At 35.6% G+C, this 20,618-nt stretch carries 19 protein-coding genes and 4 pseudogenes; 4 read left to right on the forward strand and 19 right to left on the reverse strand.

All coding sequences use genetic code 11. From position 1 onward, the window contains the following. The 6 genes from dptF to ILT06_RS12000 all read right to left on the reverse strand — a co-directional run bounded on the left by dptF (position 1) and on the right by ILT06_RS12000 (position 7,476). Positions 1–2,268, reverse strand: a complete 2,268-nt coding sequence (gene dptF / locus ILT06_RS11975; protein ID WP_222655126.1) for a DNA phosphorothioation-dependent restriction protein DptF — start codon at positions 2,266–2,268, stop codon at positions 1–3. 249 nt (positions 2,269–2,517) lie between these two features. Then, complete coding sequence (locus ILT06_RS11980) at positions 2,518–3,465, reverse strand: helix-turn-helix transcriptional regulator (protein WP_000041044.1); 948 nt, start codon at positions 3,463–3,465, stop codon at positions 2,518–2,520. A gap of 90 nt (positions 3,466–3,555) precedes the next feature. Beyond that, positions 3,556–3,972 carry a hypothetical protein gene (locus ILT06_RS11985; RefSeq protein WP_000761576.1) on the reverse strand — a complete coding sequence of 139 codons (417 nt, stop codon included), beginning with the start codon at positions 3,970–3,972 and terminating at the stop codon, positions 3,556–3,558. Between the two features lie 246 nt (positions 3,973–4,218). Beyond that, positions 4,219–5,193, reverse strand: a complete 975-nt coding sequence (locus tag ILT06_RS11990; protein ID WP_222655127.1) for a tripartite tricarboxylate transporter substrate binding protein — start codon at positions 5,191–5,193, stop codon at positions 4,219–4,221. Beyond that, positions 5,190–5,867 carry a response regulator gene (locus ILT06_RS11995; protein WP_000921551.1) on the reverse strand — a complete coding sequence of 226 codons (678 nt, stop codon included), beginning with the start codon at positions 5,865–5,867 and terminating at the stop codon, positions 5,190–5,192. The genes ILT06_RS11990 and ILT06_RS11995 overlap by 4 nt, the downstream gene beginning before the upstream one ends. A gap of 19 nt (positions 5,868–5,886) precedes the next feature. Further along, the gene (locus tag ILT06_RS12000; RefSeq protein WP_000749626.1) at positions 5,887–7,476 is read right to left on the reverse strand and encodes an ATP-binding protein; all 1,590 of its coding nucleotides are present in this window, start codon (positions 7,474–7,476) and stop codon (positions 5,887–5,889) included. A gap of 224 nt (positions 7,477–7,700) precedes the next feature. On the opposite strand from ILT06_RS12000, the gene ILT06_RS12005 reads away from it, so the two are divergent. Further along, complete coding sequence (locus tag ILT06_RS12005) at positions 7,701–9,023, forward strand: MFS transporter (RefSeq protein ID WP_064473741.1); 1,323 nt, start codon at positions 7,701–7,703, stop codon at positions 9,021–9,023. A 516-nt stretch (positions 9,024–9,539) separates the two neighbouring features. Beyond that, positions 9,540–10,487, forward strand: a complete 948-nt coding sequence (gene blaIII, locus ILT06_RS12010; protein ID WP_088047922.1) for a class A beta-lactamase BlaIII — start codon at positions 9,540–9,542, stop codon at positions 10,485–10,487. Between the two features lie 217 nt (positions 10,488–10,704). Here blaIII and ILT06_RS12015 read toward each other — a convergent pair whose 3' ends face one another. The 3 genes from ILT06_RS12015 to ILT06_RS12025 form a co-directional block, all read right to left on the reverse strand. Then, positions 10,705–10,863, reverse strand: a complete 159-nt coding sequence (locus ILT06_RS12015) for a hypothetical protein (RefSeq protein ID WP_002087303.1) — start codon at positions 10,861–10,863, stop codon at positions 10,705–10,707. A gap of 150 nt (positions 10,864–11,013) precedes the next feature. Then, positions 11,014–11,175, reverse strand: coding sequence for a hypothetical protein (locus tag ILT06_RS12020; RefSeq protein WP_179194465.1), 162 nt, complete (start codon positions 11,173–11,175; stop codon positions 11,014–11,016). 287 nt (positions 11,176–11,462) lie between these two features. Continuing rightward, complete coding sequence (locus ILT06_RS12025) at positions 11,463–11,987, reverse strand: hypothetical protein (protein WP_088047923.1); 525 nt, start codon at positions 11,985–11,987, stop codon at positions 11,463–11,465. A gap of 382 nt (positions 11,988–12,369) precedes the next feature. Between ILT06_RS12025 and ILT06_RS12030 the strand changes: the two are divergent. Further along, positions 12,370–12,767, forward strand: a pseudogene (locus ILT06_RS12030) (tyrosine-type recombinase/integrase); the annotation flags it as partial. 83 nt (positions 12,768–12,850) lie between these two features. Here ILT06_RS12030 and ILT06_RS12035 read toward each other — a convergent pair. From ILT06_RS12035 to ILT06_RS12070, 8 genes and pseudogenes are all read right to left on the reverse strand, one after another. After that, complete coding sequence (locus tag ILT06_RS12035) at positions 12,851–13,132, reverse strand: hypothetical protein (protein ID WP_088047924.1); 282 nt, start codon at positions 13,130–13,132, stop codon at positions 12,851–12,853. 21 nt (positions 13,133–13,153) lie between these two features. Next, on the reverse strand, positions 13,154–13,345 hold the full coding sequence (locus ILT06_RS12040) for a DUF4176 domain-containing protein (protein WP_000639128.1): 192 nt from the start codon (positions 13,343–13,345) through the stop codon (positions 13,154–13,156). A 113-nt stretch (positions 13,346–13,458) separates the two neighbouring features. Next, complete coding sequence (locus tag ILT06_RS12045) at positions 13,459–13,650, reverse strand: hypothetical protein (protein ID WP_071759192.1); 192 nt, start codon at positions 13,648–13,650, stop codon at positions 13,459–13,461. A gap of 11 nt (positions 13,651–13,661) precedes the next feature. After that, a pseudogene (locus ILT06_RS12050) lies at positions 13,662–13,754 on the reverse strand (DUF4176 domain-containing protein); the annotation flags it as partial. 13 nt (positions 13,755–13,767) lie between these two features. Next, positions 13,768–14,435: pseudogene (locus tag ILT06_RS12055) on the reverse strand (hypothetical protein). A gap of 231 nt (positions 14,436–14,666) precedes the next feature. Next, complete coding sequence (locus ILT06_RS12060; protein ID WP_098111177.1) at positions 14,667–15,644, reverse strand: ornithine cyclodeaminase family protein; 978 nt, start codon at positions 15,642–15,644, stop codon at positions 14,667–14,669. A gap of 19 nt (positions 15,645–15,663) precedes the next feature. Next, positions 15,664–16,716: a proline racemase family protein gene (locus ILT06_RS12065; protein ID WP_142289392.1), complete on the reverse strand. Its 1,053-nt coding sequence runs from the start codon at positions 16,714–16,716 to the stop codon at positions 15,664–15,666. A 186-nt stretch (positions 16,717–16,902) separates the two neighbouring features. Next, a complete protein-coding gene (locus ILT06_RS12070) occupies positions 16,903–17,364 on the reverse strand; it encodes a VOC family protein (protein ID WP_088047929.1) in 462 nt (153 codons plus the stop codon). A 147-nt stretch (positions 17,365–17,511) separates the two neighbouring features. On the opposite strand from ILT06_RS12070, the pseudogene ILT06_RS12075 reads away from it, so the two are divergent. Next, positions 17,512–17,697, forward strand: a pseudogene (locus ILT06_RS12075) (YflJ family protein); the annotation flags it as partial. A 162-nt stretch (positions 17,698–17,859) separates the two neighbouring features. Here ILT06_RS12075 and ILT06_RS12080 read toward each other — a convergent pair. Next, a complete protein-coding gene (locus tag ILT06_RS12080) occupies positions 17,860–18,813 on the reverse strand; it encodes a TRM11 family SAM-dependent methyltransferase (RefSeq protein WP_088047930.1) in 954 nt (317 codons plus the stop codon). Between the two features lie 141 nt (positions 18,814–18,954). After that, positions 18,955–20,544, reverse strand: a complete 1,590-nt coding sequence (locus ILT06_RS12085; RefSeq protein WP_222655128.1) for an N-acetylmuramoyl-L-alanine amidase — start codon at positions 20,542–20,544, stop codon at positions 18,955–18,957. Positions 20,545–20,618 lie beyond the last annotated feature (74 nt).

Genomic DNA, 20,618 nt, shown 5'->3' on the forward strand with positions numbered 1-20,618 from the left:
TTACTGCTCCCTTTCAAACACGAATGCACCAAAATCATCTCTATTTAACTTATAAAAGCGAGAGTCATTAGGGAAATGTATCAATAGCTCATTTTCTTTCTCTCCAAATTTCATGATTTTCTCGACAAACTCTGTAAATTTAATCGCATCTTCTTCATCTTTTTTATTTGGACAATATCCTCGACAAACTTTTACCAGTAAATTATAAAGTTGATAATCAATATCCAACTCAATAGTATTTTTAATATCTCCATTGTGATAAGCTAACACAAGTGATGATTTAAACGACTCCAATACATCATTTTGGTTAAATTTTAAATGCTCAATTGATGGCTTTAAATTAAGTTGTTGAGCTAATCTATACTTATCGCTTGGTTTATTTAAATAAATATAACCCTTTTTCGGACTTCCCTTCCATTTAAATAACGCCTCTTTTATCTCTTCATAAAAGACTTTAATTTCTTTTTTATTACCCGAATTGAAATCAAACAATTTGTTTACATATCTATGATACGTCTCATCCTCAATCTTTTGAGAGAAATCTTCATTCGTTAAATATGTAATTCGAATAACAGTTTCCGAGAAACCAATAAATGATGGACCGTCCACTTTTTCTTCAACAATAAAAGGATCTAGCCAGCCTCTACCTTGACCAGATACTACACAACGATTTAATACCGTATCCCATTCATTTAAAGTACTTAAATCGATAATAATTTGATCGATATAAGATGATCTTCTATGAACTGGGTCTAATTCATGTATATATTTCAAAATAGGTGAACGCTCTTTACGTTTAAACATAAGATTAGGAACCGCTTGCTCTAACACTTCAAATTCAGAAAGGGCCTTAATTACTGCTAGTTTATCTGGAATAATAATATCAGCTACAAAATTTAAAAATGCACGAGCCGATATCACTAACTTAAATTTCACTAACGTTTGAATAACTAAATTAACAATTTGTTTTTGTACGTAAGGTTCCTGAATAAATTCATAATTCTCATGAATCATTGTTCGAACATTACTATTTACATCTTCTTGATAGGCCAAATAAAAAGGATTTTCCTCTTCTTTACTAAATATTTTATTTAATAAAGTTAAAAAGAACGTTGATCGCGGTCCTTTTTCTGTTAGTTCATACGAATGATAATCACCGAAACTAATTAGATCAAAATGATCTTCACTATAACAAGTAGTGATGCTTGAAGAAAATAGACCACTGCCGTCAACAAATTTATTTAAAGCTTCATATGTAAATTCTTCATGGTTTAACGTTATAAAGTTGTGAAGAACTCCCATATTGATTGCTAAAATAACTTTCTTATTCGATTGCCCAATCGATTGGTCGGAGAAATCTTGAAGTATTTCTTCTAAAGTCTCCATTGCATTTTTATTAGGAGAAAAACTTTCTGTAGCATCATTAAAAATTTGATACCCTTCTAATAATTCCGGTTTATTCTCTTTTAAATATGCTAATAAATGGGATTTCCCATCTCCAACACTACCACAAAGAAGAATTAAGCTAGAGGAATTAAGTTCCTTATTTTTCACCAAAATACGCTCTAAATCAGTTTGAATCTTTCTCTCTACGTGCATATATTTTTTAAATTGACTAAATGCATTTGCGTTTTCAATAGCCTCTTGTGATGAATCTTGTAGCCTTTTTAGCTCTCTTAATAAATAACTTTCTCCCTCAGGAAGGTCTTTACAAAGGATGCTCTCTTCCGCTAATTCTTCAATAATAGGTTCTTCTTTTTTTACATCATCCTTATTAGTAATGCCTATTAGTTGCATTACTTGTGCTTTCACCATTTCTTGTATATCTGCTTCATTGCTTTGCGCTGGTCTTGGATGCTCATATGCAGGTATTTTTAATTGTTCAGGTGAATATACTTCGTATAACCAAACAGCAATATTATGCATGACTTTATGCAATTTAAAAGCTGCACTAATATCATTAAAAGAGCCATCATGCGCTGCTTTATTACCCGTAAAACGAACTGTATCAAAGTCCCTCTGCACTTCCGCTGTTATATAACCTTCTTTTGCAAGATAAGAAATTTTATCATAAAGTGATGAAATATATGGCACCTTTATATCTTCTTGAGCGAATACCTCATTCAATATAGCTTCAGCAAATAACCTAGCCTTCACAATTGCACTTGCTGGGTCTTCATATATTAACTCTTCCATTTTTTTTGCATTAACCGCTGCAACTTGATTAATATGCTCTATAAAACTTAAAAAATATTTTTCTTCAGACATATTTACTATCCCTCACGCCATCTCATTAGTATTTTAATAATATTTTATCATATTCTTTTATAATTAATTAATAACCATGTGCGAATTACATAAAATATCCAAATATACAACCATACTCCCAATTATTATCTATATTTTATATGAAATTTGTAAAATTATATGTGAATCTTAATATATATTCATAGTAACACTAAAACCGGTACTTATAACGTCACTTTTAATTTTAATTCTTACATCCATTCCATTCATTTAAAATGAACCATACATCTCCAACAACTTCCTACCTTCCTCAACAACCTCTTCCCGTAATTTTCTAGGCTCCAACACCCTAACCGAAGCACCCATCCCCAAAATCCACTTCTTAATCGACTCTTTCCCACTCATCGTTGCCCGGAAAAGAATGCTACCATCCTCATTATGTTCTATCATTTGGTTCTCTCCCCAAATAGATTCTGGTACGGTTACAGCAAATGGTGGATAGATGAGTAACTCTACTTCTAACGGTTCTTTCATAATGCCGAACTTCGGAAATTCTTCTCGGATATCAAAATTAGCAGGTATTTCATATGTATCATACAAAGCTTTAATATCTTTTATTCGAGATAATTTAAACATACGTTTTTCCTTTTTACCATTACACAGGGCTAGGCAGTAAAAGAATTCGTTGTAGTGCACAAAGCCGTACGGATCGATAATTCGTTCTGATCTTTCACCAGACAGTTTTTCATACTGGATTTTTACTTTGCTTCTTGTAAATAGCGCTTCTTGTAGTTGTACATATTTTTGATTTTCATTCGAAAATGCATAATTTGGCTTCGATCTTTGCACAAAATATATGTGGCGGTCTTTATTCGTTTCGACTTTCCGAACGGCATTCAATTTATCTAACGCTACTTGTGCGTCCCGTGAATAAATGTCATTACCCTTTGAAACTAGTTTTTGAATAGAGAATGTTAACGCATCTAGCTCTTGTTGAGACATATTTTTAATAGGAAATAACGATGTATTTGAAAGAGAGTAGCCACCGTATCTGCCTTTCGTTGTTTCAATTTTAATACCAGCCATTTCAATATCATCACGATAAATGCGGACCATCCGCTCTTTTACTTCTAATATCTCTGCCAGTTCACTAATTCTCATTTTCCCTCTCGCATGCAGGAGCTCAATCATGTATAGACAGTTACTTAATTTACTCATATAATTCCTCGTTTCTATTCATCCAGCCTCATTCAAGTATAAAAGAATAGAACTATCTTTTAAATTATTTCTATAATTACTTCTAAAAAGTCAATATATTACCCCAAAATGCACAATAGCACACCCCTGACATACACCATCCTCAAAAAGATGTTCTGGCAAAGTCCTTGTATCACAAAACTTACACTGCTGATACCGCCTTTTTCTAAACTCAGCCACCATAATAATACTCTCTTTAATTTCCACGGCTTTCTCACTGTCACTTAATTCCTCTAGATGTTCCCATAATAATATATGATGCGTAAACCGTGTCATATCTGGTACGACAGAACTATTCCATACCAATCTATGAAACCCTATTTCTAATCCCATTTCTCCTGCACGAATAAACATGTTCGGATCAAAATCCAGCCCTCGAACTGCGAACTCGACATCTAGCTCTTTCAACTCGCAAAGCTCCAGTTGTTTTGATATAAATTGTTGTATCTCTGTTTTTGCTAATTTCATTAGTGATGAATCCCCTCTACATGTATTATTAATTTTGTATTTTAATAAAAAGTTGTAGCAATAATGACATTTCATAACTTGTTATCACAAAATTATAACTCAAAATCCAGTACTATTTACGTCACATATACCATTACTTACAAATAAACCACTAGAAGGGAATTAGTCACTAATTTTAACCACCCTCTCTCACAAATAATTGTCACTATATATACAAAAGAAAAACCATACGCCATACCGTATGATTTAATAATTTCTATTATTCCCCACTAGTTCCCCATACTCCTGACTACTTTTCTCAAGAAACACCCTAGTCTCCCCACTCCCCTTATAAAAACTCTCCCAACCCCGCTCCCTCAAAATCCCCTTCCAACTATCACTCTCCACCATCCTCTTAATCACACCATCCCAATAAGCAACCTCTTCCTCCGTCATATCTTTCGGGCCCATAATTCCTTTCCAGTGCTGGAATATGACGTTGATTCCTTGTTCTTTCCAGGTTGGGATTTCTGGTAGTCGGTCTAGCCGTTTTGGTGCGGATACGGCTAGTATTTTTATTTTGCCGGCTTTGTATTGTTTTTCGGCTTCGGATAGGGTCATGGTTGCGACGCCTATTTGTTTGTTCGTTAGGGCGTTTATGATTTTTTCTTTGTTTTCGTAGACGAAGAATTGTAGTTCGGCAGGGTTTATGCCGAATGCTTTGCTTACTTGTACGAATGATAGGTGATCGTCGTTTCCTAGGCCTGGGGCAACGCCGATTTTGAAATTATTCTTGTTTTGTTTTAGTTGTTCCATGAGTTGTTTTGCGTTTACTATGTTTGATTCTTTTGATACGACAACGACTTCCCAGTCTGATGCAAGTAGCGCGAGCGGTGTGAAGTCTTTATATGTTAGTTTACTGTGGCCTAGTAGGTTGTTCGTTATGAGTAAGCTTGAGTTAATCGCCAGTACATGTCCGCCTTTTTGTTTCGTATATTTCCACCCAACATCACCGCTGCCACCTACTTTGTTTGTGACTGTGATTGGTTTTGTGAAGATTTTTTCTTCTGTTAGTGTCTTTTGCATCGCTCGCGCTGTTAAGTCCCACCCTGCTCCTTGAACGTTTGGCGCAACGATTTCTACTTCTTCTATGTTCACTTTATTCTTGTGCGTTTTTTCTACGGAACAACCAGCTATTACTCCTGTCATGATCCATATACATAGTAATAATCGTTTTTTCATAACCCTCGTCCTATTCGGTATTTTCGTTCTGGTCGTCCGATAATGCCGTATGTGTACTCTACTGTGCATTCGTTTGTCGCTACTAAGTATTCTAAATATCTTCTTGCGGTTGTTCTGGAAGCACCCATTTGTTCTCCCATTTCTTCTATTGTAATTCCCTCTTCGAATCCTTTTATAATGCCTTTCACTTTTTGCAGTGTTAACGGATCCACACCTGTCGGTAAGTTTTTTATGTCCTGTGTTTGCGAAATGCCGAAGAAGTTATCGATGAGTGCTTGATTCACTTCATTGTTACTATGTAATAGTTGTTTCTTTCTTTTATAGTCTTCAATTGTGCGAACGAATTTTTCTAACGTGACCGGTTTTATAAGGTAGTTGCTTACGCCATTTCGAATTGCTTTTTCTAACATATGGTTTTCGTTCGCCGCTGTCACCATAATGACGTCAACGTTTGGAAAGTCTGCATGGATTTTCGGTAATAAGTCTGTTCCGATTCCGTCTGGTAAGTAATTATCTAATAGAAGTAAATCGATTTCTTCCCTTTGTAGTAGTTCCATCGTTTCTTTCGCGTTCAATGCTTTTCCGATGACTTTTACGTCCTTTATTTTTGATAAAAACTCTTCCTGAATTTGCGCGACGCGAAAATCATCTTCTGCAATTGCAACCTTCAACATATGCCCATCCCCCTGTTTGTCATGTACTTTCTCTCAATGTTTTCGGAAGGTAAATTGTAAAAATAGCTCCCCCATTTTTCTCGTTTTGAATTTCAATTGTTCCCCCTAGTAGATCTACCATTTCTTTCACGTTTGCTAGTCCGTAACCACGATCATTTCCTTTCGTTGAAAATCCTTTTTGAAAAATAGTCGTGATTTTTTCAACTGGTATCCCAGCTCCACTGTCTATCACTTCAAACACAATGTCATTTCCAATATCCGTAACAAAGAAGGAAACACTCTTTTCCTCTCGTTCACTCACCGCATCAAACGCATTGTCGAGTATGTTTCCAAGGATTGTAATAAGGTGCGAAACTTTTATATGGTCTGGTAACGGATGAAGCGCACTATCTCCTTCAATATGAAAATCAATTTTCTTCTCAGACGCTGTTCCGATTTTTCCTAATAAAATAGCTTGTACTTTCGCATCGTGAATTTGATGAAATAAAATATGGTTTTGGCTTTGATGAATATTAGATTCTTGTTGGATAAATTCAATCGCTTCCTTGTAATGTCCTAACTGAAGTAATCCCGATAAGACGAAAAGCTTATTTGTAAATTCATGTGTTTGAGCGCGTAAATCCTCAGAATACTTTCTTACCTCAGATATTGTATTCACAAGGTTTTGCAGTTCTGTTTTATCTCTAAAACTACACACAACGCCTACCGTACTATTATTTTCGAGTATCGGTGTCATGTTTAAAATAAACACTTTATCTTGAAACGCGATTTCTTGATCGTTTTCTAGCACTCTTTCCATATTAAATTCCGGTAAAACTTTTGAAATGTGCTGCTGCATATAATCACCATTTACATGTAGCATCTCTTCTGCCGACGTGTTCATCATCGTAATAAAACCATTTTGATCAATGGCGATAATTCCTTCTTTTATAGATAGTAGTATCGCACTTCGTTCCCGGTATAACGCTGCGATTTCATTCGGCTCTAAACCGAGTGTATCTTTCCGAATGCTACGTGCTAAAAGAATGCCACCAACAATGCCCGCTACTAATACAGCTAAGGAAAAGAGGATAATTTCTTTCGTTCTGCTTAATATGTTAGATTCAATACCTTTTATTAAAAACTCTACTGTCACAACGCCTACGACTTGATCGTAGTCTCCGTTATGAACAATAATGGGCGCCTTCGCCATTAAAGCAGGACCACTTTCACCATTTCCTTCAAGCGTATAATAGCCACCAAAAGTGAGTGCTTCATAGTTATATGGATTGTTACTCTTTGTGCCAATTAACTCCGAATGAGAATGGGAATACATAACCCCAAAGCGATCTTCTATAATGACATAATCTGCGCCAGCTTGCTCACGAACTTGTTCCGCAATAGATTGAATCGTACTTTTATGCTCGTTATTCTGAAAAGCATCTTTTATAGCTGGCATAAAAGAAAGCGACTTCGCTGTTTGTAGCGCTAGCTGCTCCACTTGGCGCTTCGTATCAACGGACTGAATGTACACAAATATTCCCGCTAATAGGAGAACGACAAATAAAATTAACGCAATAATTAAGCTTACTATTTTCGTTTGTAATGACACTTTGCGTGATTTCTTCATGCTTCATATCCTTTGATAAAATATTCTAAACTATCAATCTCCTTTTTCTATTATTATGACAAAACTAATAATGAAGCAACTATTAAAACTCTCCATGTACATAAAGTACAAAAAGAATAAAATTGTCATAATATTGAGATTTCATTCTATAGACAGTACAATTCAACTACAATAAAAACGCTTTCATATTTTACTTTTATTTCTAAGCAAGAGGAGGAATGATTATGGCTCAAGCAAAATCAAATCGAGTCGCCGGAAATATTTTCAAAGGTTCAGTCGGCAATTTAATTGAATGGTACGACTGGTACGTTTACTCTGCTTTCGCTGTTTACTTCTCAGCAGAGTTCTTTCCTAAAGGAGATCCAACAAGCCAATTACTGAACACAGCCGCTATTTTCGCAGTTGGATTTTTAATGCGCCCTATCGGAAGTTTGCTAATGGGACGTTATGCAGATAGGCACGGACGCCGGGCAGCATTAACGCTTTCTATTACGGTTATGGCCGGTGGTTCTTTAATTATCGCCTGTACACCTAGTTACGAAAGCATCGGTATTATGGCACCAATTATTTTAGTTCTTGCCCGTTTACTTCAAGGATTATCACTCGGCGGAGAGTATGGAACTTCCGCAACATATTTATCTGAAATGGCCAGTAGTGGACGCCGTGGTTTTTATTCAAGCTTCCAATATGTAACGCTCGTTGCTGGACAAATGGTTGCTTTAGGCGTTCAAATTGTTCTTCAGCAATTACTAAGCGAACCAGATATGAAATCTTGGGGATGGCGTATTCCATTCATTATTGGAGCGATGGGCGCAGTAGCTGTATTATGGCTTCGTCGCACGATGGATGAATCGGAACAGTTCGCAAACATAAAATCACAAAAACGCGAAAGCGCAGGAACTGTTCGCGCTCTTATGAAACACCCGAAAGCAGTATTAACAGTAGTCGGCCTAACATTAGGAGGCACTGTCGCATTCTATACGTACACAACATATTTACAAAAGTTCATGGTAAACACAGTCGGTCTTCCGAAAGAAATTGTAAGCTGGATTAACTTTGTCGCACTACTTATTTTCGTCGTACTTCAACCAATTGCGGGGCTACTATCCGATAAAATTGGACGTCGCCCACTATTAATGGCATTCGGTATTCTCGGAACATTACTAACAGCACCAATCTTCTTCTTTATGGAAAAAACAACAGAACCAATCGTAGCATTTTTACTCATGATGGTCGGGCTCATTATCGTTACTGGCTACACTTCCATTAACGCAATTGTAAAAGCAGAACTCTTCCCAACTGAAATTCGCGCACTAGGCGTAGGTTTACCATATGCACTAACCGTTGCGATATTCGGTGGAACAGCCGAGTTCATCGCTTTATGGCTAAAGAGCATCGGAATGGAATCACTATTCTACTTCTACGTAGCTGGATGTATCGCGATAAGCTTTATCACATATTGGCGTATGGATGAGTCATCGAAGACTTCGCAGATTGAGGCGGAGCTTGGTGGTGGGGATACATTAGTTAATAATAAATCTAGCTAAAATGATGTATTCTATAATCTTCGTTTATCTGAAAAAGCATAATTCATTAATATGCAATTTAAAAACCTCTACTTATATGTAGAGGTTTTTGTATGACGAAAAAACACGTAGTTCCATTGTTATTTTACAAATCCCAAATTCTTCCTCATCTTGAAGTGGAACAAATTTATTACTGAGAGTGTCTAATAAGTGTATTTCTAATATGAGTTGTCCAGATTGGATACAACATATCCCGTTTGACATCTATTTTTATGTATTATAAAAAAATGAAAGGACTTATTATTCCCAAAAGTAAAAAACATGTATTGTAATACTTTCACAGGTGAACCATTACAAGTGGAAACAAAAAAGAAATAACGCAAACTGTGACTTATCAATCATATAAACGTTTTGGATGTCCTTTAACCTGTGAAAATTTAGCTGCAGTAGTATTGTTACCCTATGCCATCTTTAATTGCATTGGTATTTAGAATACCTAGACAAAATCCATATATTCTTGAAAGAGGTTGAAAATTTATGTTCGTTTTAAACAAGTTCTTTAACATTTTACATTACAAAAAGATTGTGCCTGTAGTATTACTTTCATGTGTATCACTTATAGGATGTTCCAATAGTAACACTCAATCTGAACCACCTAAACAAACGAATCAAGCTAATCAAATTAAACAAGAAAATACAGGTAACCAATCTTTCGCTAAACTTGAAAAAGAATATGATGCTAAGCTTGGTATTTATGCACTGGACACAGGTACAAATCAAACTGTTGCTTATCATTCAGATGATCGTTTTGCCTTTGCATCTACATCTAAATCATTAGCTGTGGGCGCTCTTTTACGCAAGAACTCATTAGAAGCTCTTGATCAAAGGATTACGTATACTCATGAAGATCTTTCTAATTATAATCCAATTACTGAAAAGCATGTTGATACAGGACTGACGTTAAAAGAACTTGCAGATGCTTCTGTTCGATATAGTGACAGCACAGCACATAATTTGATTCTTAAACAGTTAGGGGGGCCCTCTGAATTTGAAAAAACCTTGAGAGAAATGGGAGATATTGTTACTACTTCAGAACGATTTGAACCTGAATTAAATGAAGTGCATCCAGGAGAAACACATGATACCAGCACACCAGAAGCGATAGCTAAGACACTTCAATCATTTACATTAGGAACTGCACTTCCAATAGAAAAACGTGAACTATTAGTAGATTGGATGAAGAGAAATACAACTGGAGATAAATTGATTCGTGCGGGCGTACCAAAAGGATGGGAAGTAGCTGATAAAACAGGCGCGGGATCTTACGGAACAAGAAATGATATCGCAATTATTTGGCCACCAAATAAAAAGCCGATTGTTCTTGCTATACTTTCTAATCATGATAAAGAAGATGCTAAATACGATGATAAACTTATTGCAGACGCAACCAAGGTCGTGTTAAATACCTTAAAAGCTACGGAATAAATGATAATAGATTAAAAGTTTTCTATTTTAGGCGGGTGTTTTCATCAACTAAAAATTTAATAGTGTCCCAAAAACGAAATTTGGTGCTAACTTGTAATAAAAAGCTCATTTTTATTGTTTGGGGATAAATGATTCTTTAAGCTTGATGGCAATTTGGTGCTATCCCTAAAACATCTGGACTTTAATAGCCAACTAAAAAATGCAAACAAAAAGACCTTTAATCAGTGGTTTTGTTTGCATTTCCTTTTTCTAAAACTACAGAAAAGATAAGTACTATAGTTAACACCATAATAAACCTTACTTCACTTCCATCACTTACAAAAAATGAATACAAAGTATAAATTAAAATTAATATTCCATAAATAACTTTGTGCAATGAACTCCCCCCTTTTTGCCGTATATATTTTAGTCTAAAAATTTAATTCAAGCCCTATATCAAAATGAAAATAAAAAGCACCTGTGATATACACAAAGTGCTTTTCTCTTGTCAATTTATCTATTTTCACTATATTTATCTATTTTCTTTTTATAACTCAAATTTCTTCGAATCATACTTTTCTAGAGTTTGCTGCCATTCATTTTGTTCATATGGAATATACTTATCTGTCTGTACATCTTCAACATTTTCTCCACCTGTTAATAATCTCCTGTACTTAAAAGAGTGCCTTGTTAATACTGTTGTAATCATTTTGTATTGCCCTCCTTTTGTTTGATTACTTGTATCATAAAACAAGTATCTGAAGTTGATATGTAGTCCATCTAGAGTGTATGTAAATTTAGAAAATCTCTAATAAAATGTTTATGTTGTAACGTTACCACCAAAACTAGTGCTTCCAACACCATGATTTGAAGAGACAGTAACCTATATTCTAGCCTCAATTCCTCCTACAGTTCTATATTGAGTAAAACGAGTTAATCCCTACAATATAAAAAGAGCACCCCTTTTGGATGCTCTTCGCTATAACTATATATTATTTAATTTCCCTCTTTTGTTGGTACCATTTTTCCTTCTTGAGAGTCTGTACCCTCTGTTCTTTCAACAGTTTTTGCATGTTCTGGTTTTTCAGGGGCTCCCATCTCAAATCCAGATTGAGAATCTGTACCTTCTTTTGCTGGTACCATTTTTCCTTCTTGAGAACCTGTACCTTCTGTTCTTTCAACAGTTTTTGCATGTTCTGGTTTTTCAGGGGCTCCCATTTCAAATCCAGGCTGAGAATCTGTGCCTTCTTTTGTTGGTACCATTTTTCCTTCTCGAGAACCTGTACCTTCTGTTCTTTCAACAGTTTTTGCGTCTCCTTTAGGAGTTGCTGGCACTGCATCTTTAGGTAAATCAAAGTTTTGTGAGAAAGACGTTGTTCCATCTGCACTTTGTGTAATTACTTGATTTGGACTATTTTCATTTGACTTTAAATTGTCCATTTTCGCATCATCTGCACCTACTGCACCTCCCGCTACCAATCCTGTACTTAAAAGTGCTCCTGCTAATAATGTTTTAATCATTTTTCATTACCTCCTGTTTATTTGTAATATTCATCAAAAAAGTATCTAGAGTTAATGTTTTAGTCATTATCTTTATCTACTTGCTTTTTGATTACATTTAGCATAAGACAAGAATCTATAGTTGATATGGACTGTATCTGGAGATTATGTAAAGAAAAATAGATGATCAATTGTATATCCTAATGGATGCTTAGACAAAATTGAAACTTTATATGAGTTTGAACAATTGAGTTCCCCTTTGTTTTTGGGTGTAAGGTTTTTAGCTGGAGTGGAGTGAGGACTAACCTTTTCTAATTTGAAAGCAAACTTTTTATTATTAGTTTACATTCATTTCCCCTAAATCATTAACTTCGAACCAAAAACCCTGATATCCTTAATTTATATAATAAAAGTAAAACGAAAAAAAAGAAAAGAATTCAAAATCAAAGAAGGAAAAACAAAGAAAGAACGCATGATTAATCTTACTTCTATTTTTGATGAAGTCTATTCGTATGCCCCCCCCTAAAAAATACATGGTTATTCCCATCCCGAAAGGGAGATCAACCCATTAGTAAAATCCAGGCTTATCGACAATTGCAAAAAGCCGGAGGTTTTGCCAGTGTAGAATCCATTGGTACTCACACCATGCGAAAAACCTTCGGCTATTGGTTCTATAAACAAACAAAAGATGTTGCTATGTTACAAGAAATTCTTAACCATAGCACACCACACATCACCCTGAAATATATTAAAATTAATAAAGAAGATAAAGATAATATTCTTGATACATTTCAAATTTAATTTACTTAAAATTACTATTTCAATCATCATAAAAAAGACCTTTTATTTTAAAATAAAAGGTCTTTTTTATAAACATATATGTATTAAGATTTATATTTTTTTACTGTACAAGGAATAGTTACAATGTACAAATCTATAGCATAGATTGTAACCCAGATACCTTTACCTTCAGCTTCTAACTTTTTATCTAGTTGAGACAAATGCTCTGAAACTTTTCTTTTTCCCCATCTTCTAGGAAACCATTGAAAAACCTTAGGAACATTATATTTTTTATTATACCAAGTATTCAATCTCCAAAAAATGAAAAAAACCAAAACAATGATTATGATACGAAAAATATCAGAATATGAAATTCCAAAAACCATATTATATTTTCTCCATTTCCACTAAAACTCAGATAATTTACTTCTTAATTCTAATTCATCCTCTGTTTCGAAACCCTTAAATAATAAATGAATTATTTGATTATGATTAAAAAACACATTATATTCTTTTGATAAATTACCATGAGGATATGGACAAGAAACATAATCCCATAATTTATTATCAGCTTGTTGTTGCTTTCTTCCATAAATCATAAGAGGTTGATTAATTTCTTCTATGTAATCCTGTAAAATTATATTGTGGAAATTCCCCTTTAAATCCTTATTGATTTATTCATATTTTGAATTCCCCTATCACATAAGTAATATCATTTCTTATTAAATTTACTGTGCACCAGTTCAAATAATTTATTTGCACCAAGTGAAATTGCGCCAATAATAAGAACACCCATAATAAAATAAATCTTTTTAAATAAGTTGTAAGGAGATAAAATAGCAACTACAAGAAGTATTATAATTGCAACGAATGTGACTAATTTCCCAACTTTAAATGCTTGCATATCAGCTTTCCTCCTTCTGGATAAAAACAGCCAATATAGTCATACATCACAGGTTCTTTAACCATAAGTTTTTGTTTCCTTCCATAAATCACAATACTTAGAATTCAATAAACCTCTTTAAAAGGTTTCATGTGTTCTACCTCCACCTTCTATATGCTTCCTTAAATAATAATACCTATGGAGTTCCATAATGAAATGAAACAACATAAACGAAAGCATTGAATATACACACATTAATACAATTGCTACCAACTTTTGTGTTGCAAAACCAAGACTGATATTAGCAATGAGTTGACCCAATCCTACAAAAGCCACTACTCCGAAACCAGAGTTTTTTTCGATGACTTTGATTTTTTGATTGGTTCCTGAAGTTTTTTAATATGATTTTTATAATAATGATTCAAAGCAAAAATATACAAACCAACTGAAAAAACAAAATAGATTGGAGTTTGTAATCCTAACATTCCATATGCAAACTTTTGGGTTATAACTAATAATCCTACTGAACATACGATGCCAAATACTCCACGAAATAGAGTGTATTGTAATTGCCGTTTCCGAGGATTTATAACAATCCATATTGTCCATACATTTAAAAAAACAACTGGTGGAACTATAATATACATATATAGTGGTTGAAAAGGATTCGCAAAAGCAGGCAAAAGCACAAATATATCTGCTATCCCAATAACAAGAGTAATTATAGTCGATCTTATATCATTTACAGCATAAAAAGCCATATAATATTCAAAAGCTTTTTTATTAAAATCTGTATTCCTTTTCATGTTAATTAAATCACCCCGCTACCGTTGACCAAGCTTTTTTCATTTCCCCTTTAATACATAATGAGTAAAATATACATTGGTTAATTTTACTAAATATATTATAATACTTTATTGTGAATTTTTAAACATTTCATCTTTCTATTGAATATTATCAATTCTAATCATGAAATACTCTACTCTTTCTTGCTTTACAAGATTTTACGCAAAAAAAGACCACCAAAAGGCAGCCTCTCAAAAATCAATCCTATTCCCCACCCCACGCTCCACCGCTTTCTCATACAAATACTTCGCAACAATAATGTCTACCACCGCCAAACCAACTGATTTAAAAATAGTAATCTCTTCATCGTTTTCGCGGCCGGCTTTTTCTCCGCTTATGATTTGTCCGAGTTCGGCGTGGATGTCGCTTGCTTCAAATAAACCTTCTTGTATCGGAACTTGGAGGTCACCTGTTTCTTCTAGTGCTGCTTCTTTTGATTCGACTACTACTTTATTTGCGCCCGCGATGGCGCGAGATGGTAGTTCTTGCATGTTCGGTTTGAATGAGCCGACGGCGTTTATGTGGACACCTTTTTGTAGTTTTTCTGAGAAGACTGGTGTGGATGCGTTCGTAGTTGTAACGATGATGTCTGCTTCGCTTATTGCTTCATTTGCATTTGTGTGAACATATGCAGGTTTATTGAATTTCTCTTGTATATATTGAGCAAATGCGTGTGCTTTTTCTTCTGTTCGATTGTATAAAATGACTTTCTCGATATCTCTAACTGCGAATACAGCTTCGGCAATCCCTTTCGCCTGTTCACCGGTCCCGATTATGCATAAAGTTTTTGCATTATGACGAGCTAAATGTTTTGTCGCTACTCCTGATAGAGCCCCTGTTCGAATCATCGTTAAGTAGGATCCCTCTAAAAGTGCGAGCGGTTCTCCCGTTTGAAAGTCTGATAGCATCACAATCCCGTTTATCGTTTTCTTTCCTATCTTTTTGTTCTCGGGGACTACTGTTACGACTTTTAAGCCAATTGCCTCAAGCCCTTCCGCTACTGAAGGCATAATTAATGCCGTATTTTGCTCGTTCGCAAATGGTAATGAGCCGCGAATTGGTGTGATCGTTCTTTCTGCGGAAAATTCTTGTAAAGCAAGCGCCGCGTATTCAATGACTTCATTCATATTTACTAAGTTTCTTTGTTCGTTCGCGCTTATGACTAGCATATCTTTCCACCTCCTCCTCTTATCCTAACAAAAATCCCCGCCTCAAATCATCTCTCGGGTCTACAACGAACTGATGAAATCCTGTAATAAATGCATGCCCCGTTACTTTCGGAACGACAGCTACATATGTATCTACCGCTATTACCGACAATACTTTCCCCTCGAATTTCCCGTCAGTAATGCATTCGTGGACGAAAATTTCTCCCTTTTGTAAGGCATCTCTTTCAAAAAGCATTGCGATTCTTGCGGAAGTTCCTGTGCCACAAGGAGAACGATCAACTTGCCCGTCAGCAAAGATCGTTACATTTCGTAACGTAGCGTCTTCTCCTTTCGGTTCATCTGAGAAAATAACGCCGTATATTCCTTTTAAGCCTTCTTCAAGTGGATGCTTTACTTCCATTTTGCTCTCGATGTAGTGCTTAATTTTACCGCCCCACGTTTGAATAGCAGCTAAGTCTTTGAAATCGACTTTCAAACCAAATTCTTTACTATCTACTACCGCATAAAAAGCTCCGCCAAACGCGATATCTACTTGAAATTCATAGTTATCTATTTTAATAGGAACATCTTTCTTATATACAAATGAAGGAACGTTTTCAAATGATACAGACTCTACTTCGCTCCCGTTATATGTTGCATACGCAATCACTTCCCCGGCAGGGCTATCAATAATGAACTTTTGTTTCTCACCTGTCACTTCAAACATACCTGTTTCAATTCCGACTGTAATAACAGCAATAATACCGTGCCCACACATCGTACTCCAGCCTTCATTGTGCATAAATAATACGCCAAAATCAGCATGAGCACTCGCAGGCGGAGTAATGATACAACCGTACATACCGTGATGTCCTCTCGGTTCATACATAAGAACTTCGCGAAGATGATCCAAATGTTCCATACAATATGCGCGTCTTTCTAGCTGCGTTTCTCCTTTTATTTCTGGCACGCCGCCTGTAATAATTCGAAGTGGTTCCCCAGCTACGTGAGCATCAATTGTCGTGTACACTTTACTAACCTTCATTTCTACCTCTCCCCTATATGTTGATACTATTTTCATTGCAAATATCATGCCAACGCATAGGGTATAAATTTGTATACGTTGTGTAAAAAAGCATACACTACTGTCTATTTTTTTATACAGTAGACAGTGCGCGATTATTAGCCTGCGCAAAACAAAAAAGCCATAACGTCACTACTTGAGCAACATTATGGTTCCTTTCTTAATTATTTCGCGGGATTTGGGCCAAAATCAAATTTATATTTCACTCGGCAATTTTTCCCACTCACTTAAATGCATGACATCTTGTTTTACGTTTTTCTTTTCAGGAAGTAAACATAGAAATTCTAAAGAATTACCGTCAGGATCATAAAAATAAAGATTCGCAGTAGGTGTCCACGTCTGAACCATAGGCTCAGAGGGTTCAAGACCGAAAGCCGCCCTTGGGTTTATTCCTTTATTAAGAAGCCATTCTCTTGCATGAATGATTTCTTCATAGTTAACCTTGAATGCAAAGTGACTTTTATGGAATTCCTCTTCTGATACCTCCCAAATACCCAACATTTGTTCCTTCTTATTATCTTTATCAAACCAAAAGAATGCTACACGGCGTTCTTCAATTGTGCGAGCATGAAATAATCCAAGTTTCGTATAAAATTCTTTTGCTACTTCTAAATTTCTTGTTTTAACATGTGTTTCATATAAAGTACCTGGAAACAAAGCATATTCCCCCTTAATATTTTTAGAAATTCTTACTATAAAGCCTATTTTAATAACCTAGAAATAGAAGTAATATCATATTCCCCTTACATGTTTTTTCAATTTTGTAGCCCTAATACTGAATAAAAAAGAAAATTCTCTCACCCCGCCACATATACTGTTCAAAAGCAAAAAGGAAGTGATCCAATGTACTACGGAACAAAAGGATGGTACGTAGCCGAACTAAAAAAATTAGGCGTACGCTATCATGAAGGACGAAAATTAGAAAGTTACCGCGGACACGTCTTACGCAATTTATTACTTGCACAACAAGAGAAATTAAAAGAACAGTAATATAATAATGTAACGATATCGTCGATTCTCGGAATATATCGGCGATTCGACATAGGATATCGACTTACCGACAAATCCCCCTAATTCATCTATCTACACTACCAACCAATCACACATCAATACCAAACAAAAAAGGTCACCCAAACGGGTGACCTTCCTTTCTTATTCACAAACAAGAATTTGTCTAGTAAATGATCCTTTTCTTGTAATACAGCGATCTGTAATTTCAAATCCTGCTTCATGAATCATGTCGTCCATTGTTTCCATCGTGACAACGACTACCTTTTTAGCGATGCGGCGCGCACTTGAAAGAATGGAGAACTGATCTTCTGGTGTTGCATGCGTAAATAAGTCGTACGGCATATCGATAATGGCAACGTCGTAGTTCTCAGTAATTTCCTCAATTGGCCCTATTGTTACTGTCCCTTCAAATCCGAAATGTGCGATGTTTTTTCTCGTTCCAAGAACTACAAGTGGATTTATATCTCTACCAACGATGTTAATTCCCATAGAAAGTGCTTCTACTACTACTGTTCCAATACCGCAGCACGGGTCAATTGCTCGTACTCCATCTGGATTTGGTACAGCGATATTTGCAACTGATCTCGCAACACGTGTGCTAAGAGATGTCGAATAACTGTGCGGTTTTTTTATGTGATGATACCAAACTGGCTCACTTTCTACATAGTGTCCGAAGTACCAGCGTCCTCCAAGAGGAACAATCCCGAATACACGCTCTGGATTACGAACATCCGCTTCTCCTTCAATATGCATACCGAGGTCGCGTTCAATGAGACGTCTTTCCCCATATTCAATTTTATTTTCTTTGCCGAGATCATTGATTTTAACGAAGATAACTTTAAATGACGCCCCCGCCAAATCAATTTGTTCTACTTGTTTTAAAATACTTTCTAAGTCGTCTCCTTCATACATAACCTCAACGCGCTCTTTAATAAATGCACTTCTACTCGGGGCAATTTTGACATCACTTTTCAAAATATTAACGTGAGACTCCATTCCAAAGAACGAGCGCATCTCCAAGTAACATAAAGCACGCTCCTCCTCACGAAATGCATACGTATATATACATGCAGGTGTTTTACTATGATTATTCAATCTATTATCATCCTCTATATCGTTATAATTGCAATTACTACAATACTTTTTCATATAAAATTAAATGATATCACATGCCGGAAATAAAGAGAAACGTTAATAAATAAAAGAGACTGCCTATTGGCAATCTCTTTTGATTCCTTAACGGAAAGAAGATACTTTATTACCCTTTGCTTCGTAATAATCTAAAATCCCTTGATAAATCGCTTCTGCTGCATCTTGTCTCTGTTTTGGTGTAGCAATTTTATCTGCATCGCTTTTATTATCTACAAATGCTAGTTCTGTTAATACAGCCGGCATTGTATTTTCTCTAGTTACGTATAAGTCCTGATGTCTTATACCACGATCTTTTGTTCCAAGTACTGCTACAAGACGGTCTTGAATTTTTTGTGCTAATAACTTACTGTCTTCTACATGCGGATTCGTTACTTTTGCTCTTGCTGACTGATAATATAACGTTTCTGTACCTTGTCCATTTTTCTTTTCAGAACCATTGGCATGGATACTTACAAAAATATCTCCATTATGTTCCTGTGCAAATTCTACACGTTTCTTTAATGAATCAGGACCACTTGTTCCTGGACGTGTATTATCTGTACGAGTGAACATAACAGTAAATGGTGCCTTTTGCTCAAATATTTTCTTTAATCGTAATGATACGTCTAATACAGTTTCACTTTCTTTCTCATAATAACCAGGATTACCCGAGTCAATTCCACCGTGACCTGGATCAATAATAATTGCTTTACCTTCTAAGAAGTTCTCTTGTTTTACTGGGTTTAATTGATTTTTATCAACCCACTGGAAACCAGCGCCTACGCGGATACGAATCCAGCTGCCACTCTCCTCCATAATCGTTACTGTTTGTGCATTATATGTACCTAGCACTTTAGAACTATGTGAAGCTGTTTCATATGCAGTAAAGTCTTGGTTAATTGTCTCTGTTTTTTCTTGTAGAGGTGTCCACTTCTCACCTTTACTTGTTACAATTTTCAACCAGCCGTCTGCTCTTTGCTCTTTCACTTCAACCATTTGTGGCTTATGCTGAACGTCAGTAATACCAGATGATAATGATGGTTGATGATATGTAATAAAGTTTCTGTTCATATACATTCTTTTTGATGTATTTGTTTTATTTCCATCAGCCTTCGCAATGAACTGAGCTGCTTCTGCACGAGTTACAGTTCCTTCAGGATTCCAGCCATTTCCCGTACCATTAGAAATCTCTAAGGCTACTAAAATATTAGCTTGTTTCTTACCCCAATGAGGTTCCAAATCTTTAAACTGTGTTGGAAGTTCTCCAATAATTTTCTTATCTAATGAGTACGCTTGTACTAACATAGATGCCATAGATGCACGGTTCATTTTATTGAATGGATTAAATTTACCAGTACCATCTCCATTAATTACACCTGCTTTTTCCACTGCAGCAATGTACGGTGCTGCCCAATGGCTCTGTGCGTCTTTAAAAGATGGTTTTGCTTTTGGATCAATCGGTAAACCAAGAACGACTGCTATGATTTTTGCAGCTGATCCTCTATCTACTGCTTCAGATGGAGAAAACGTTCCATCTGGCTTTCCATCAAGCGCTTTTTTTCCTACTAAATAATCAACTGATTCTTGCGCCCATGTAGGAACATCCGAAAAATTCTTCGCTGCTGCGAAACTACTTACTGGAGACGATAATAAACTTGCGGCTAAAATACCTGCCGCGACTGCACGATACTTCATAAAAAATAATACTCCTCTCAACAATCACCTTTTAATAACGCGTAATCTTAATATATAAATTTCGATAAATCCGA

Source organism: Bacillus sp. 17RED48 (assembly GCF_019837545.1).
GTDB lineage: Bacteria > Bacillota > Bacilli > Bacillales > Bacillaceae_G > Bacillus_A > Bacillus_A wiedmannii.